Below are 16,314 nucleotides of genomic sequence, written 5' to 3' on the forward strand. Positions count from 1 at the left end.
GTAATTTGGCCGATGAAGGGGCCGAAAGGGTTGGAGATCAGGCGCGCTTGCGCAGATGGAACAGGGTGACAGTTTCGGCCTTGCACGGAGGCAGGGGCAGGCCGTTGCAGGCCAGCCAGTCTGCAGCAAAGGGTTGCACCCCGGCCTTCATCGCATCGAACAGCGGGGTGCTGTGCGCAGCGTGGCCACCCTCGCCCCCGGCGATGCGTAAAAGCTGGATGTCCCACATGCCCTGACTGCCGACGAAAGGCAGTAATAGGGGTTGCGGGCGGCGGTCCTGCGGCGGTTCGGCGCGGATAACGAACAGCAGCATTTCATCGTCATTGCCCTGCGCCTGCCAGACGGTGGCATCTGCCCCCTCACCCAGCCAGACGCGGCCCTGATGCAGCAGATCGCGCCATTGTTTGTGAAAGGCGATCCAGTCTGCCAACTCGGCGCGTTCGGCATCGTCCAGCGTGCGTGGGTCCATTTCGACGCCAAGGTGGCCGGTCATGGCCATGGCTGCGCGGAAGCCCAGTGCGTGACGTCGCCCGGTGGCATGAGCCGGGCTGGCGGCAATGTGCGATCCCATGACTTCAGGGGGCAGGAAGGCAAGGAACCCGCGCTGAATGCCGATGCGGCTGACGGCATCAATGTTGTCGCTGGTCCAGTAGCGGTGGCAATAGTCCGCCATGCCTGCATCGTTGCGCCCGCCGCCGCCGGCGCAGGCCTCAATCTCTACGCCCGGATGTGCGGCGCGAACGCGGGCCAGCAGGTCATAGGCGCCGCGCAACTGCGCCGCTCCGCCTGAGGGAGCGAGATCGCGGTTGTGATCCCATTTGAGATAGGTGATCGGCAGGTCCGACAGCAAGGCGTCCAACCGAGTGAACAGGTAGTCGCGCACATCGGCGCGGCGCAAGTCGAGCACGAGCTGGTTGCGTGCGGTGGGCCTTTCCCGCCCCGGCAAAGCCAGCGCCCAGTCGGGATGGGCGCGATACAGATCGCTGTCGGGGTTTATCATTTCGGGTTCTACCCAGAGGCCGAATTCCATGCCCAGCGCGTTGATGCGATGGGCAAGCGGGCCAAGGCCGCGCGGATATTTGCGCGGATCGGGCGTCCAGTCACCCAGCCCTGCGGTGTCGTCATCCCGGTTGTGGAACCAGCCGTCGTCAAGGATGAAGCGTTCGACGCCGACCGAGGCGGCAGCCTGTGCCAGTGCAGCGATGCGGTCTTCATCATGGTCGAAGTAGCACGCTTCCCACGAATTGAGATGGACCGGGCGCGGGCGCATGGCCCCATCCGGCCATTGCAGGCGGGCGCGGACAGCACTGTGAAAGGCCGCAGCCGCACCATTGCGACCGGAAGTGGAAACAGTGAAGATGGCGTCGGGCGTCTGCCAGCTTTCACCTGGGGCAAGGCGCACTTCGCCCGGCTGCAACGTGGCTCCGGCAAGCAGGGTCCAGCAGCCTTCGTCGTCGCGCTCAACCGTGATGCGGGCATCGCCCGACCACGCCAGTTGCAAGCCGCGCACGGTGCCGGTGTGGTGGGTTGCACCATGATCCATCACGAACAGGCCCGGTGGACCACCATGGCCCGAAATACCGCGCCGACTTTCCCGCCGCCACATTTGCTGTGGCATGGGTTCGCGGCATTCCACCAGTTCGGCATTGTGCCGCCCACGCCATGATACGATTTCAGCGCAAGTGGCAGGCAGCGGCAAGAGCGCGCTGGCCAGCCAGTCAAGATCGACAGGTTCGGTGCCGGTGTTGCGCACAGTGTTGCGGCAGACGAATGCACCGCCCGATACCGCGAACACCTGTTCAAGTCGAAGCCCCGCCTGTGGATCGTCGAGAATGATGGTGACGGCGCCTGCCGTTTCACGCAGGTCCGATTGCACGAAGATCGGAAGTAGCGGCTGCCCGTTTTTCCGCGCGTTCAGCAGTGCAGGTCCAAACCAGCCTAGCCCGGCAGGCGGCGCGGTTGACACAGGGACATCGACATCCAGCGAATAGGATGCAGGACCGCGCACGTCTGCCAGCGACGGCAAGGATTGTGCCGCGATGGCCGCGCCGAAGTGCCGCCATACAGGCGCTGCGCCGGGGCGCTGTTCCCAAGCTAGCGTACCCTGCCCGGCGTGAAGGAAAAGCGGCTGCAGCATCAGGCCACCGCACCTGCGGGCTGAGGCATGGCCTGAACCCGGCCTTCACGCACCCACAGCACTGACAATCCGGCAAAGCCGAGGCAGACACCGCAGAACATCAGCATGTTGCGCGGATCACCGCCCAACACCTGTTTGTAGGCATCGAAACCGAGCGAGACGAAGCCCAGATCGAGGCTGCTCATCACAATCGCGAACAGCAGCATCGGGATGACGATCATCATGTTGAAAATGCCCATGTAAACGCCGGTGCGCTGTGGCGGGATGGAATTGGTGAGGATGGCATAGGGGTTGCCCATGATGCTGCCCCACGCCAGGCCAATGCCGATGGCGGGCAGGAACAGCAGCGCCTTGTCAGTGACATGCGGCAGCGCAAACATGCCCGCGCCGCCTGCAAACAGGCACAGCGCATGAAGCGGCCCCGGACCAATCCGCTTTACCAGCGGAACCATGGTGAACGCGGTGACGAATGCGATGGCGTTGTAGAAAGCGGCAACTTCGCCATTGGTCAATACGGCGCTGTGAAAGGCGCTGCTGTGAACATCGGCAGCGCCATAGACGGTGCGGCTTATCGAATAGACGGCATACGTCCAATAGCCCGACATGCCGACCCACTGAAACAGGCTCATCAATCCCAGCTTGCGCATGGCAACAGGCATATCGGCAATGGCGTGGCCAATTTCGCGAAGGGTGGCGAGCGCGCCCTTGGGCTGGGCCGCGATATGCGCCTTCTCTTCAGCTGTCAGAGGCAGTTCGCGCACACGCAGCACCGACCAGACAATTGTGGTGAGCGAAAGGACCGCGCCAATCATGAAGACGATCCGCACGGTGTAAGGGATATTGTGGCTATCCACCCAATCCTGATTCATGCCGAAGCCGACCAACAGCGAAGGCGTCAGGAACGCCAGCATCTGGGCAAGGCCGGTGAACGCGCTTTGCGACAGGAAACCAGTCTGTCGCTGATCGGGATTGAGCCGGTCGGAGACATAGGCCCGGTAAGGCTCCATGGTGATGTTGTTGCCCGCATCGAGAATCCACAGCAGCGACATGGCCATCAGGATGGAACTGGACAGCGGCATGAAGAACAGACCGAAGGCGCACAGCACCGCCCCGATCAGGAAATAGGGGGTCCGCCTGCCCCATTTGCTGTCTGTGCGGTCGCTCATCGCGCCGATGATTGGTTGCACCAGCAGGCCGGTGATGGGGCCTGCCAGTTGCAGCATCGGCAACTGCGATTCATCGGCCCCCAGATAGCTGTAGATCGGCCCCATATTGCCCTGTTGCAGACCAAAGCTGAACTGCAGGCCCAGAAAGCCAAGATTCATTTCCAGTATGCGCGATAGCGGCAGATGCGGCCGGGGCGGATATGGACGGTGGGCGTTCATGGCGATCTCTCCCGAAGGCATCGTTGGCCTTGCAGTTAAGCATGTCACAAGCCGAAACCGTTTTCAACAATCGATTGCAATAAAATCTGTCCGCGCATTGCGGTAAAGTTTTTTCGCCCTGCGCAGAAAGGGTTGCCCTCTGCGCAGGGGGCGAATGCATTGAAGCGCGCAGGGTTTTGCTGGCCCGGCCGTTGAAAGGGCAGGACGAACAAACCGAGGGTGCTGCCATGCAACATGACGACCATGACAACGAAGGCCTGAATGCAGATCTGGCGCGGATTGAACAATTACGAATTGGCCGTCGCCGCGCGCTGGCCCTGCTGGGATCGGCGGGCGGGAGTGCCGTGTTGCTGGGATGCGGTGCGGGTGAAACGTCAAGCGCTTCTACGGTGACGGTGTCTTCCACCTCCTCGACGACGGCAACAGCTACTGCAACAGCTACTGCCACGGCAACAGCCACGTCGGGTACCTGTTCGGTTCCAGCGACGGAAACCAATGGTCCCTACCCCGCTGATGGCACCAACACATCATCGGGTCTGACGTCGAATGCACTTACCGCGACAGGTGTGGTGCGCAGCGATATCCGGTCAAGCTTTGTCGGCAGTTCGACGGCAGTGGCCAGCGGCGTGGCGGTGACATTTACCGTGACCATCGTCGATGTGAACAACGGCTGCGCGCCGCTTGCCGGTTATGCCATCTATATCTGGCATTGCGACAAGGACGGCAACTATTCGCTGTATAACCTGCCCAACGAAAGCTATCTGCGCGGAGTGCAGGTGACCGATGCCAATGGGCAGGTGACGTTCACCACGATTTTTCCGGGATGCTATTCCGGGCGTTTTCCGCACATCCACTTCGAGGTGTTTTCCAGCCTCGCCAATGCGACCAACGCCAGTTATGCGCGGCTGATCTCGCAATTCGCCATGGCATCGTCGGCCTGTGCCGAAGTCTATGCCTTGTCGGCCTATTCTTCCAGCAAGACCAATTATGCCAACATCTCGATCGCGTCGGACAACGTGTTTGGCGACAATACCAGCGCGCAGATGGCAGTGATGACCCTGACCATGACGGGGTCGACGTCGGCCGGATATACCGCTGCGGCAACAATTGGCATCGCCACCTGACAGGGTGCTTTCATCAGGTAGGGGTAGTGGCATTTCCGTCCGTTGTGGCCGGGGCGCGTCCAGCGCGCCACAGATACAGCCCCGCTCCTACGATCACGACCGCGCCCAAAGCCGCCATGGCATCAGGCCGTTCGTCAAACAGTGCCCAGCCAAAGCCGCCTGCCATCAGCAATTGCACGTAAGTCATCGGGGCGATGGTGGATGCGCCTGCCCGCGTGGTCGCCATATAGATCAGCGCGTGGGCGGTGCTCGCGCTCACTGCAATGATTGCGCATCTGGCAATGACCGACGGCGGTGGCACCGGGATGGCAAAGAATGCCAGCCCGCTGAAATGCCCGGCGAAGGCAGTGACGAGCAGAAAGATCGTGCCGATGAATGCCACGTTGAACTGCATTGAAAGTGCGCTGCCGGTGCCTGCGACCTTGCGATTGGCGATGATGAGCAGGGCCATGCCGGTTGCCGACGCCATCGGCAGCAATGCTGCCGGACCGAGCAGCGCGAAATTCGGACGAAGGATCAGCAGGACACCAGCAAACGCGACACCGCTGGCGATCCAGGTTGTGCGGCGCAGCGGTTCTTTCAACAAGATTGCCGCCAGCAGGGCTGTAATCATCGGGCTGGTGAAACCGATGGCGGTCGCCTCGCCCATCGACATAAGGTGAACCGCGGTGAAGAATGTCACCGCCGACAACGCTACGCTGAAGCCCCGCAGGATTTGCCATGGCAGTTTGCCAAATGTGAACCCGGCTAAACCTTCACGCAGCAGCAAAGCCACGCCAAGCCCGATGGCCCCGAACAGATAGCGCAAGGCGCCGATTGCCGTACCGGGCCACAACCCGGCCATGCCCTTGACCAGCGCATCGCCGACAGACAACAGCGCAAATCCCGTCAAGGCCAGAAGCAGGGCGGACTTGTGACTGTCTTGCAACGATTTTCCGATCAAAACCAGCCTGTGCAGCACAGGTTACAGGAGGTGCGCTGTAATAGCCTTGCCTGATTTTCCCAAGATTGAATCGCACCCTTTTGATCAATCGCGCGCAGAACCGGGAAGGACGAATGGTAAACAAGCGCTTGCAATGCCGTGCGGGAATGGCCGGATGTAAAATCGTATAGTTTCTTGAGGTTGAAGGCAGTTTGTGGCCGCGCGTTAGCAAAGCGTCAAAGTTTCCGGGCTATTCACCATTCCGGTCAGTCATGGATTAGGCATTTTTGCCGCATGGCTTTGGAACGATGTCTGGGGTTGTTGCGAGATGAGCGCATTCGGTCGACGTAACGGAGTTGGCGGCACACCTGCCAGCGCAAGGCCGCAATTCGGCGTCGCGCGTCCGATGAAGGCTGGCGAAGCCGCCGCGCCGACACCGGGGGCCGGTAGTGTGCCGATGCCGATGGGAGGTGACCAGTTCCCGCCTTTGCCGCCGATGGACAGCGCCGACATGCCCGGCAGTGCAGCCGCCGCCAAATCGGATGCCATGAGCCGCCTTGCCGATCGTGCCAATGCCGTGGCCGAAGGAAACTTTCAGGCCGAAGGATTTGAAGCATCGGTCCACAAGATCAAGGAACAGGTGCTGCCGCGCCTGCTTGAGCGCGTCGACCCCGAAGCGGCGGCGACGCTGACCAAGGAAGAGCTTTCCGAAGAATTCCGGCCGATCATCATGGAAGTGCTGGCTGAACTGAAAGTTACGCTGAACCGGCGTGAACAGTTTGCGCTGGAAAAGGTGCTGATCGACGAACTGCTGGGGTTCGGGCCGCTGGAAGAGCTGCTGAACGACCCTGACATTTCGGATATCATGGTCAACGGGCCGGAACAGACTTACATCGAAAAGAAAGGTCGGCTGCAGATTGCGCCGATCCGGTTCCGCGATGAACAGCACCTGTTTCAGATTGCCCAGCGCATCGTGAACCAGGTTGGCCGCCGTGTTGACCAGACCACGCCGCTGGCCGACGCCCGCTTGAAGGATGGCAGCCGCGTCAACGTGATCGTCCCACCGCTTTCGCTGCGTGGCACGGCCATCTCGATCCGCAAGTTTTCCGAAAAGCCGATTACCATCGACATGCTCCGTGATTTCGGGTCGATGAGTGACAAGATGGCGACCTGCCTGAAAATTGCCGGCGCCTGCCGCATGAACGTGGTGATTTCGGGCGGTACGGGTTCGGGCAAAACCACCATGCTCAACGCCCTGTCGAAGATGATCGATCCGGGCGAGCGCGTGCTGACCATTGAAGACGCCGCCGAACTTCGCCTGCAACAGCCGCACTGGCTGCCGCTGGAAACGCGCCCGCCGAACCTTGAAGGCCAAGGCGCGATTACCATCGGCGACCTTGTGAAGAACGCCCTGCGTATGCGTCCTGACCGGATTATTCTGGGCGAAATTCGTGGCGCGGAATGTTTCGATCTTCTGGCCGCGATGAACACCGGCCATGATGGGTCGATGTGTACGCTCCACGCCAACAGCCCGCGCGAATGCCTTGGCCGTATGGAAAACATGATCCTGATGGGCGACATCAAGATCCCGAAGGAAGCCATCAGCCGCCAGATTGCGGAATCGGTCGACCTGATCGTTCAGGTAAAGCGCCTGCGCGACGGTTCGCGCCGCACGACGAACATTACCGAAGTGATCGGGATGGAAGGCGACGTGATCGTCACGCAGGAACTGTTCAAGTTCGAATATCTGGACGAAACCGACGACGGCAAGATCATCGGTGAATTCCGCCCGGCAGGCCTGCGCCCTTACACACTGGAAAAGGCGCGGCAGTTCGGCTTCGATCAGGCCTATCTGGAAGCCTGCCTTTAACTGCCGAACCACTCCCTTGCTGCCAGTCCGATAAGCAGGACGGCGGCAAGGAAGGCAATCAAGTAGATTACCGTCCATGGCATGAAGCCAACCGCATCAAGATTGGTGCGGCGGATCCGCCGACGTTCGGCCCAGATGGCAAGCACGGACAGCGCCAGCGCCAGTGCGCCAAGGGTTGCGTGGAATTGCCACTGCCAATCAAACCAATCTTCCATTGCCCGCCAGATGGGCAACGAAGGGGTTGATCGCAAGGCCTTATCGCCTAAGGCCTTCGCATGTCTTCGCTTGACCGTCCGATGCTGGCCCTTGGCCTGCGGCTTGCAGCCACCGTATTATTTTCGGTCATGCTGCTGCTGGTCAAGCTGACGGGCGAACGCAATATTGCCTTGCCCGAAACGCTTTTCTGGCGTCAGGCTCTGCCCGCAGTCTCGATTTTGGGATGGCTGGCGCTGCGCGGTGAATTGCAGCGGTTGAAAACGCAACGACGGTGGATTCATGCCCGGCGCGCGCTGATTGGCGGATCGGGTATGTTCCTGACCTTGGGTGTGGTGCGCCTGCTGCCCTTGGCCGAAGCGACAGTGCTGGGTTTTACCACGCCAATGTTCGCGGTGATCCTGTCGGCACTGGTGCTGAAGGAAAAGGTTGGGGTTTGGCGGTGGACCGCGGTGCTGATGGGACTGGCCGGCGTGCTGATTATTGCCGGGCCAGATACCGGCAACCTTCCGCTGTTCGGTGTGGTAGTAGGCATTGGCGCGGCATTCATGGTCGCACTGGTGACCATACAGGTGCGCGATCTGGGCCGCACTGAAGAACCGCTCACGGTAGTGTTCTATTTCTCGGCCTTCAGCGCGCCATTTCTGGGGCTGTTCCTGTTCCAGACCGGAGCCAGCCATGATCTGACGGGCTGGTTGATGCTGGGTGGTATTGGCCTGAGCGGGCTGTTCGCACAAATCGCGATGACGGCTTCACTGCGCTATGGTTCGGTTTCGAGCGTGATCGTGGTGGATTACATTCAGCTTGCCTGGGCAACATTCTGGGGCTGGCTGATCTTCAGCCATATGCCGCCTGCATCGACGTGGGTGGGTGCGCCGATCATCATCGGGGCAAGCCTGCTGATTGCTTGGCGCGAACATCTGCTTTCCCGGCGCCGAGTGGCTGCAGCTTCAAACTGATGGAACCGGATGCGGTTATCCGCGTTATCCCCTTCGTCCAGTTTGTGAGGCGCCGGCCCCCTCCCCCCAAAAATCCGGCGTCTCACACCCTTTTTGAAAGGTATGCACCATGATCCGCAAGTTCGTATTCGCGACGATGATGGGTAGCCTGCTGCTTGGCGCAACCGCATGCAATACCGTGCGCGGCGCAGGCGATGACCTGAAATCCGCAGCCAATTCCACCGAGGAAGCAATCAACTGATTGCTTTTTAAGGTGCGCAAAAAAGGCCGCTCCGGTTATCCGGCGCGGCCTTTTTCATATCAGGCGGCTTTGTAAACCAGCTTTGGTTTACGCGCGGCCAGCGTTTCATCCAACCTGCGGCGCGGTGCAAGCCACGGAGCGCCTTTGAGCATCTCATCGCCTGCGCGCGCGCGTTCAGCCAGGGAGCGCATCGCACCAATGAACTGATCCAACCCAGCCTTGCTCTCGGTTTCAGTCGGCTCAATCAGCATTGCGCCATGGACGACAAGCGGGAAATAGACCGTCATCGGATGATAGCCTTCATCGATCAGGCCCTTGGCTAGATCCAGCGTCGAGAACCCATCGGCAAAGCCATCATCGCTGAACAGGGCTTCGTGCATGCAGTGCCCTGCCGCGCCAAACGGCGCTTCCAGCACGTTATCAAGACTGCGCAGCACATAGTTGGCGTTCAGCACGGCATCGCCCGAAACTTGGCGCAGGCCATCGGCCCCATGGCTGAGGATATAGGCAAGCGCGCGGGTGAACATGCCCATCTGACCGTGGAACGCGCACATCCGGCCGAAGGCCTGCGGATGCTCTTCATGGGCGTGCTCTTCCTCGATCAAGCGCACCGATCCATCGGCCTGCCGCGCGGTGAACGGTAGCGGCCCGAAGGGCGAAAGCGCTTCAGACAGGACCACTGGCCCCGAACCGGGGCCGCCGCCGCCGTGCGGCGTCGAGAACGTCTTGTGCAGGTTGATGTGCATGGCATCGACGCCAAGGTCACCGGGGCGCACCCTGCCGACAATGGCGTTGAAGTTGGCCCCATCGCAATAGACGTACCCTCCGGCGGCATGAACCGCGTCGGCAATGGTTTTCAGATCGCGTTCGAACAGCCCGCAAGTGTTGGGGTTGGTAATCATCACCCCGGCCACGTCCGGGCCAAGCCGTGCGGTAAGCGCCGCCACATCGACACGGCCATCATCCGTCGCCGGAATGTTTTCGACACGGAAGCCCGCGAAGGCAGCGGTGGCAGGATTGGTGCCATGCGCGCTTTCGGGCACAAGGATCACCTCGCGCGGGTCGCCCTTGGCTTCCAGCGCGGCGCGAATGCACAGCAGGCCGCACAACTCGCCATGAGCGCCAGCCTTTGGCGTCATGGCAACACCGTGCATGCCGGTCAGTTCGATCAGCCAGAAAGCCAGTTCGTTGATGGCGGACAACGCACCCTGCACGGTCTGCACCGGTTGCAGCGGGTGGACATCGGCAAAGCCCGGCATCCGGGCGACCTTTTCATCCAGGCGCGGGTTGTGTTTCATAGTGCACGATCCCAGCGGGAACGGGCCGAGGTCGATCGCATAGTTCTGACGAGACAGGCGGGTATAATGCCGCACCGCTTCAGGTTCGGACAGGCCGGGAAGATCGGCGCGTTCGGTGCGGGCCATGGGGCCGAGTGCCGACAGATCGATGCCGTCAGCGCCTTCAAAATCGACGCCGGAACGATCTGCCGATCCGAGTTCGAACAGCAGCGGCTCTTCCAGTTGCAGCGCACGGTTGCCGGTGAAAGTCTGGATGGCTTCGACCGAGGCCGCGCCACCCATGTCGGGACGCCAGCCTGAGGGGTTGAGATCGTTCATGCCAGCACCTCTTCCAGCGCAGCGGCAAGCGCCGCGATATCATCATCCGTGGTGCATTCGCTGGTGGCGATGACCAGGCCATTCGCCAGCGCGAATTCCTGCGGATAAAGGCGGCCAAGCGAAACGCCGCCCAACACATGTCGGTCGGCCAGTTCACGCACGATCTGCCGCGCGTCGTGCGGCAGGGTTACGGTGAATTCGTTGAAATAGTGGCGATTGACCACGGTTACGCCGGGCACCTGCGCAAGACGAGTGGCGGTTTTGCGAGCGGCGGCGTGACTGAGTTTGGCCATTGAAGCCAGCCCTTCACCACCCAGCAAGGTCAGATGTATGGAAAACGCCAGAGCGCACAGGCCAGAATTGGTGCAGATGTTGCTCGTCGCCTTTTCGCGGCGGATATGCTGTTCGCGCGTGGAAAGGGTCAGCACGAAGCCGCGCTTGCCATCGGCATCCACCGTTTCGCCGCACAGGCGGCCGGGGATCTGGCGCAGATACTTTTCGCGGCATCCGAACAGGCCGAGGTATGGTCCGCCAAATTGCAGGCCGACGCCCAGCGACTGGCCTTCACCCACCACAATATCGGCGCCCAGACTGCCAGGGCTTTGCAAGATGCCCAGCGCCACAGGTTCGGTAACTACGGCGATCAGCAGCGCGCCTTGCGCCTGTGCAGCAGTGGCGATGCGCGCAAGATCGGGGATGCGGCCGAGAATGTCGGGATATTGCACCACGACACACGACGTTTCGGCATCGATCTTGGCGATCAAAGCCGCATCATCGGCATCTGCGGTCAATTCCGGGGTGGCAGTATCCAGCACATCGCCAGTGAACCGCGCCATGGTGCGTGCGGTTTCGACATAGTGCGGGTGCAGTCCGGCTGAGAGAACGGCCTTTTTGCGCTTGGTAATGCGCGCGGCCATGACCACGGCTTCCCAGCAGGCGGTGGACCCGTCGTAAAGCGAAGCATTGGCAACGTCAGTGCCGAACAGGCGTGCTACCTGCGTCTGGAATTCGAACAGCACCTGCAATGTGCCCTGCGCGATTTCCGGCTGATAGGGGGTATAGGCAGTCAGGAATTCGCCGCGCTGGATCATGTGATCCACGGTGGCGGGAATATGATGCCGATAAGCCCCAGCGCCAAGGAAGAACGGCACCGACCCTGCGGTGGTGTTATTGGCAGAGAGGCGCGCCATGTGGCGTTCAACCGCCATTTCGCTGGCGTGCATCGGCAGACCGGGGATCGGTCCCGGCAGGCGCGCGGCGGCGGGCACATCGGCAAACAGATGGTCAATGGATGCCGCGCCTACGACCGAGAGCATCGCACTCCGGTCAGCGTCGGTCAGAGGTAAATACCGCATCGGATCAAAGCTCCGCGACGAAGGCCTGATAGGCGGCCTCATCCATCAGGCCGTCCAGACCGGCCGTGTCGGCAAGCGCCATCTTCCACAGCCAGCCTTCGCCTTCGGGATCGGTGTTGACCAGTTCGGGCTGGTCTTCGAGCGCAGTGTTGGAGGCGGTAACCTTGCCCGACACTGGCGCGTAAACGTCGGACGCAGCCTTGACGCTATCGACCACAGCCGCGCTATCGCCCTTGGTCACTTCGCTGCCTTCGCCGGGCAGTTCGACGAACGTGATGTCGCCAAGCTGGCTTTGCGCATAGTCGGTGATGCCAACAGTCGCTTCATGGCCTTCAACCGCGATCCATTCGTGGTCCTTGGTGAAATAGCGGGTCATCAGGCGGCTCCTTTGCGGTGGTAGCGATGGGGGACGAACGGCATGGGAACGACGCTCGCGGCCAGTTTGCGGCCACGAACGTCAAGGGTAAGCGGGGTGCCAGGCGCGGTCAGGTCGGCACGGACATAAGCCATGGCAATGGGGCGTTCGAGGCTGGGCGAAAAACCGCCGGACGTAACCACGCCCACTTCGACATCATCGGACAGCACTTTTGCCCCTTCGCGCGCGGCCATGCGGCCTTCGATGACAAGACCGACGCGGCGGGTTTCAGTTCCGCTGGCGATCAGTGGCACGATCACATCCGCGCCGGGAAAGCCGCCTTCAATCCGGCGGCGTTTGTTGATGCCGAACAGCAGATTGGCGCTGACCGGATCGATGTCGGACTTCATGTCATGGCCATAGAGCGGCAGGCCCGCTTCAAGACGCAGGCTGTCACGCGCGCCAAGACCGATGGGTTTTACCTGCGGCTGGGCGCAAATCAGATCGGCAAGGGCAGCGGCGTTTTCTGCAGGAACGGCAATTTCGAAGCCGTCTTCGCCGGTGTAGCCGGACCGGCTGATCCATGCCTCTACCCCACCCAGCATGAACTGCCCGCCGCGCATGAAGGCCAGCGCCGAAAGCGGATATTCGCCGGTTACCAGCGGTTCGAGCGCTTCAAACGCCTTCGGGCCTTGCAGCGCAAACAGGGCGCTGTCGGCAAGGTGCAGCAACGACACGCCTTCAGGCAGGCTTTGGCGCAAGTGGGCGATGTCGCCATGCTTGGTCGCGCCGTTGACCACGAGGTAGAAACCAGTGCCCCAGCGCGTGACCATCAGGTCATCAAGGATGCCGCCTTGATCGTTCAGCAGCAGTGAATAGCGCACGCCGCCGAGTGGAAGGGTGGACAGGTCGATGGGCAGGACCGCTTCAAGCGCGGATTGCGCCTCCGGCCCCGACACATAGAGCTGGCCCATGTGGGAAACGTCGAAAAAGCCCGCATTCTGCCGGGTCCACAGGTGTTCGGCAATGATGCCTTCAAACTGCACCGGCATCCAGTAACCGGCAAAATCGACCATGCGACCGCCGCGTGTGCGGTGCCATTGGTCAAGCGGCATAGGCAGTTGAACGGTGCCACCGCCATCCAGTTCTTCACAACCATGAATTTTGTATGTGTCGCTCACAAATATCATTCCCGTGCAGTTCAGACGCCATGCGGCGCCCCCTCTGTCACGGAAACCTGAGAGCTTTCCCCCGCCCGCCTCTCCAGACGGGTTTGGATGGGGTTACCCCTTCGGCGGCCCTTCCCTTTACGGGAAGCGGCACTTTCCAGAGTGTCGCTATCGACCCACGCGGTCCATTATGCCTGAGAGATTCCGGGGCGGTTGCTCCTTCGGCGTCTCTCAATTCTGAAGCGAATCGAGAGAACTCTCCCGCGCGATCAGCGACGGTGCCTTGTCGCGGCGACGCGGGATGAAGTCAACCGGGGCACGGCGCCCTTATCAACGGCGCAGAAGGCGGCGCAGTTCGTCGTGTTCATGGACGAAGCGGCCACGCTGCTTGGCGCCGGCAAGAGCGAAGATAGCACGGGCAATGTCGCTGGCGCGCGCAGAGCGGTACTTGCGCCATTTGCCTATCAATAACAGATCGAGCAGAGGGCTGAACATCATACCAATGCGCTCAGCAGGACGCGGCGGTCCCTCACGGTGGCCGCGCAGCAGGCCGGGACGGATCAGGTCAAGCCGGTCAAAATGCAGCTTGGCAAGTTTGTCCTCAACCTCGCCTTTGACCGAAAGGTAGAAGTTCTTCGACGCGAACTGCGCGCCGACCGATGAAATGACGATCAACTGCCGCGCGCCCGCTTCCTTTGCCGCCCGCGCCGTTTCCAGAACAAGATCGTGGTCCACAGCGCGGAAGGCCTGCTTGTCGCCGTCCACCGCCTTGATCGTGGTGCCCAGCGCAATGACCACGCAATGCGGGCGCCCCGCTGCGACCGCATCCGCCCAATGCGAGGTGTCGGACAAGAGCATTTCCATGCGCGCGCCTTTGGGCAAAGGCACTTCACGGCGCGCTACGGCGACAAGGTGTATGTCAGCCAGCCCCACTGCTTCGGCCATGACAGCCCGACCGATCAGCCCGGTCGCACCGACCAGCACGATGCGGGTTTGGTCAGACATTGCGCAGGCCCTCCGGTGTCTTGCCGAACAGTTTGGCATAACTGTCGATCGCGTAGCGATCCGTCATTCCGGAAATGAAATCAGCGATATGGCGTGTCCGGGCAGGTTCCGTTTCAGGCAGGCTGTGCCGCCAACTTTCCGGCATTTGTGCAGGGTCGGCGGCATAGGCCGCAAACAGCGCGGCGATCACATCGCGCGCGCGATCAGCCGTCTGACACTGTTCTTCGTGCAGATAGAGCCGCCGATACATGAACTGTTTCAGCGCGCGCTCTTCTTCACCCATGGCAGAAGAAAAGCCTGCCAGCGTGCGTCCTGCGGTGCGGACATCATCAACACTGGCTACGCCTGACTGAGCAATATTCGCGCGGGTTTCATCAATCACATCATTGACCATGCGGCCAATCTGCCCCCGCACCAGTTCGCGCAACATACGGTCCTGCGGCGCGCCGGGGAAGCGACGTTCGATACCGCGCCACTGCTCAGCAATGGACGGCAATTCCAGCAGATCATCCAGACACAGAAAACCCGCGCGCAGACCATCGTCAATGTCGTGGTTATCGTATGCAATGTCGTCCGAAATCGCCGCCACCTGCGCTTCGAGCGAGGCATGGCTGGCAAGATCGAGCGGAAACGCCGCGTCGAGTTCTGCCAGCGCCCAGGTGGGTTTCAGGATTGGGCCATTGTGCTTGGCTAAGCCTTCCAGCGCTTCCCAGCTAAGGTTCAGGCCTTCATGCCCGCAATAGGGGCTTTCAAGCCGCATCAGCACGCGCAACGTGTTGGCGTTATGATCGAAGCCGCCCGCCTGTGCCATGGCGGCTTCCAGCGCGTCTTCCCCGGCATGGCCGAAAGGCGGATGGCCGATATCATGGGCAAGGCACAGCGCTTCGGTCAGGTCTTCGTCCAGCCCCAAGGCGCGGGCGATGACCCGCCCGATCTGCGCCACTTCAAGGCTGTGTGTCAGGCGCACGCGATAGTGATCGCCATCGGGCGCGATGAATACCTGCGTCTTGTGGCGCAACCGGCGGAACGCGATGGAATGAACGATACGGTCGCGATCCCGCTGAAACGCGCTGCGCGGACCGCGTGCGGCCAGTGGATCGACGCCAAATTCGCGACCGCGCGTGCGCGCCGGATCGCTGGCGTAAGGGGCGCAGCCTTCAGGCATGGATCGGATCAGCCCATAATCCAGTCAACTGCCGCTTCGGCGTGAATGCGTGTGCCATCGTAGATCGGGAGGACATTGGCATCGACATCGATCACCATGTCAAGTTCGGTGCAGGCCAGAACTGCTGCCTGTGCGCCGCGCTGCCCCATGTTAGTCAGCATGGTCTTGAAGGTGCGTTCTGCGGCGCGCGTGGCCTTGCCCTGCATCAGTTCGTCATAGATGATACGGTCGGTTTCCTCGATCTCGTCCATCTGGGGCGGGAGCAAGGTAATGCCGTGGGCGACCAGACGCTTGCGATAGAAGCTTTCCATCACGACATATCGCGTGCCCAGCAGCGTTGCAGTGGTGACGCCATTGGTCTTCATTCGCGTGGCAACGGCATCGGCAATGTGGATCACCGGAATGCCCACAGCCTCTGCCACTTTGTCATAAACCTTGTGCATCGAGTTGGCGCCGATCACCAGTGCGGTTGCGCCAGCCTGTTCCAGACGGCGTGCGCTGTCAGCCAGAACCTGCGCCGCGTGCGCCCATTCTTCAGCTGTGGTCAGCCCGGCAAGCCCATTGAAATCAAGGCTTTCGATCAGCAGCGGCGCGCTTGACAGTGTTGAGGTACGCGCCTGCACCAGTTGGTTGATGTCTTCATAGTAGGTGCGGGTGGAAAACCAGCTCATCCCGCCGATAAGGCCAATCTTGCGCAAAGTCCGATACTCCCGATGCAGGCCATGAACAGCCATGGTTGGCCCCTGTTGGGAACGGCCTTACGAAAGGTGACGAAGGAGGTCCAGCCCTCCCCGGTGA

At 61.2% G+C, this 16,314-nt stretch carries 16 protein-coding genes and 2 riboswitches; of the genes, 4 read left to right on the plus strand and 12 right to left on the minus strand.

From position 1 onward, the window contains the following. Window positions 1–37 precede the first annotated feature (37 nt). The 3 genes from OVA07_RS12335 to OVA07_RS12345 are packed head-to-tail and all read right to left on the minus strand — an operon-like array spanning window position 38 to window position 3,767. Window positions 38–2,137: an alpha-galactosidase gene (locus OVA07_RS12335; RefSeq protein WP_268171720.1), complete on the minus strand. Its 2,100-nt coding sequence runs from the start codon at window positions 2,135–2,137 to the stop codon at window positions 38–40. Further along, window positions 2,137–3,522: an MFS transporter gene (locus OVA07_RS12340; RefSeq protein ID WP_268171721.1), complete on the minus strand. Its 1,386-nt coding sequence runs from the start codon at window positions 3,520–3,522 to the stop codon at window positions 2,137–2,139. Before OVA07_RS12340 ends, OVA07_RS12335 begins: the two co-directional genes overlap by 1 nt. A gap of 44 nt (window positions 3,523–3,566) precedes the next feature. Beyond that, window positions 3,567–3,767: a hypothetical protein gene (locus OVA07_RS12345; RefSeq protein ID WP_268171722.1), complete on the minus strand. Its 201-nt coding sequence runs from the start codon at window positions 3,765–3,767 to the stop codon at window positions 3,567–3,569. Here OVA07_RS12345 and OVA07_RS12350 point away from each other — a divergent pair. Then, window positions 3,750–4,646, plus strand: coding sequence for an intradiol ring-cleavage dioxygenase (locus tag OVA07_RS12350; protein ID WP_268171723.1), 897 nt, complete (start codon window positions 3,750–3,752; stop codon window positions 4,644–4,646). The genes OVA07_RS12345 and OVA07_RS12350 overlap by 18 nt on opposite strands. 13 nt (window positions 4,647–4,659) lie before the next feature. On the opposite strand, the gene OVA07_RS12355 is transcribed toward OVA07_RS12350, so the two are convergent. After that, window positions 4,660–5,607 (minus strand): DMT family transporter, encoded by a 948-nt coding sequence (locus OVA07_RS12355; RefSeq protein ID WP_268171724.1) that lies wholly within the window; start codon window positions 5,605–5,607, stop codon window positions 4,660–4,662. Between the two features lie 289 nt (window positions 5,608–5,896). Between OVA07_RS12355 and OVA07_RS12360 the strand changes: the two genes are divergently transcribed. Beyond that, entirely contained in the window at window positions 5,897–7,438 is a 1,542-nt protein-coding gene (locus OVA07_RS12360) for an ATPase, T2SS/T4P/T4SS family (protein ID WP_268171725.1), read from the plus strand. On the opposite strand, the gene OVA07_RS12365 is transcribed toward OVA07_RS12360, so the two are convergent. Beyond that, on the minus strand, window positions 7,435–7,653 hold the full coding sequence (locus OVA07_RS12365) for a hypothetical protein (RefSeq protein ID WP_268171726.1): 219 nt from the start codon (window positions 7,651–7,653) through the stop codon (window positions 7,435–7,437). The genes OVA07_RS12360 and OVA07_RS12365 overlap by 4 nt on opposite strands. A 60-nt stretch (window positions 7,654–7,713) precedes the next feature. On the opposite strand from OVA07_RS12365, the gene OVA07_RS12370 reads away from it, so the two are divergent. Together OVA07_RS12370 and OVA07_RS12375 are read left to right on the plus strand one after the other, a co-directional pair. Then, window positions 7,714–8,610 (plus strand): DMT family transporter, encoded by an 897-nt coding sequence (locus OVA07_RS12370; RefSeq protein WP_268171727.1) that lies wholly within the window; start codon window positions 7,714–7,716, stop codon window positions 8,608–8,610. Between the two features lie 109 nt (window positions 8,611–8,719). Next, window positions 8,720–8,851: a hypothetical protein gene (locus OVA07_RS12375; protein ID WP_268171728.1), complete on the plus strand. Its 132-nt coding sequence runs from the start codon at window positions 8,720–8,722 to the stop codon at window positions 8,849–8,851. Between the two features lie 59 nt (window positions 8,852–8,910). On the opposite strand, the gene gcvPB is transcribed toward OVA07_RS12375, so the two are convergent. The 7 genes from gcvPB to OVA07_RS12410 form a co-directional block, all read right to left on the minus strand. Then, complete coding sequence (gcvPB, locus tag OVA07_RS12380; protein ID WP_268171729.1) at window positions 8,911–10,467, minus strand: aminomethyl-transferring glycine dehydrogenase subunit GcvPB; 1,557 nt, start codon at window positions 10,465–10,467, stop codon at window positions 8,911–8,913. After that, window positions 10,464–11,822 (minus strand): aminomethyl-transferring glycine dehydrogenase subunit GcvPA, encoded by a 1,359-nt coding sequence (gcvPA, locus tag OVA07_RS12385; RefSeq protein ID WP_268171730.1) that lies wholly within the window; start codon window positions 11,820–11,822, stop codon window positions 10,464–10,466. The genes gcvPB and gcvPA overlap by 4 nt, the downstream gene beginning before the upstream one ends. Window positions 11,823–11,826: 4 nt before the next feature. Next, window positions 11,827–12,198 (minus strand): glycine cleavage system protein GcvH, encoded by a 372-nt coding sequence (gene gcvH, locus OVA07_RS12390; protein WP_268171731.1) that lies wholly within the window; start codon window positions 12,196–12,198, stop codon window positions 11,827–11,829. After that, window positions 12,198–13,292 carry a glycine cleavage system aminomethyltransferase GcvT gene (gcvT, locus tag OVA07_RS12395; RefSeq protein WP_268172703.1) on the minus strand — a complete coding sequence of 365 codons (1,095 nt, stop codon included), beginning with the start codon at window positions 13,290–13,292 and terminating at the stop codon, window positions 12,198–12,200. The genes gcvH and gcvT overlap by 1 nt, the downstream gene beginning before the upstream one ends. Window positions 13,293–13,391: 99 nt before the next feature. Next, a riboswitch (glycine riboswitch) is annotated at window positions 13,392–13,517 on the minus strand. Continuing rightward, window positions 13,518–13,620: riboswitch (glycine riboswitch) on the minus strand. Window positions 13,621–13,676: 56 nt separating this feature from the next. Further along, window positions 13,677–14,351, minus strand: coding sequence for an NAD(P)H-binding protein (locus OVA07_RS12400; protein ID WP_268171732.1), 675 nt, complete (start codon window positions 14,349–14,351; stop codon window positions 13,677–13,679). Continuing rightward, complete coding sequence (locus tag OVA07_RS12405) at window positions 14,344–15,516, minus strand: deoxyguanosinetriphosphate triphosphohydrolase (RefSeq protein WP_268171733.1); 1,173 nt, start codon at window positions 15,514–15,516, stop codon at window positions 14,344–14,346. Before OVA07_RS12405 ends, OVA07_RS12400 begins: the two co-directional genes overlap by 8 nt. Before the next feature lie 8 nt (window positions 15,517–15,524). Beyond that, window positions 15,525–16,250, minus strand: a complete 726-nt coding sequence (locus OVA07_RS12410; protein ID WP_268171734.1) for an aspartate/glutamate racemase family protein — start codon at window positions 16,248–16,250, stop codon at window positions 15,525–15,527. Window positions 16,251–16,314: the final 64 nt, after the last annotated feature.

It is taken from the genome of Novosphingobium sp. SL115 (genome assembly GCF_026672515.1).
GTDB lineage: Bacteria > Pseudomonadota > Alphaproteobacteria > Sphingomonadales > Sphingomonadaceae > Novosphingobium.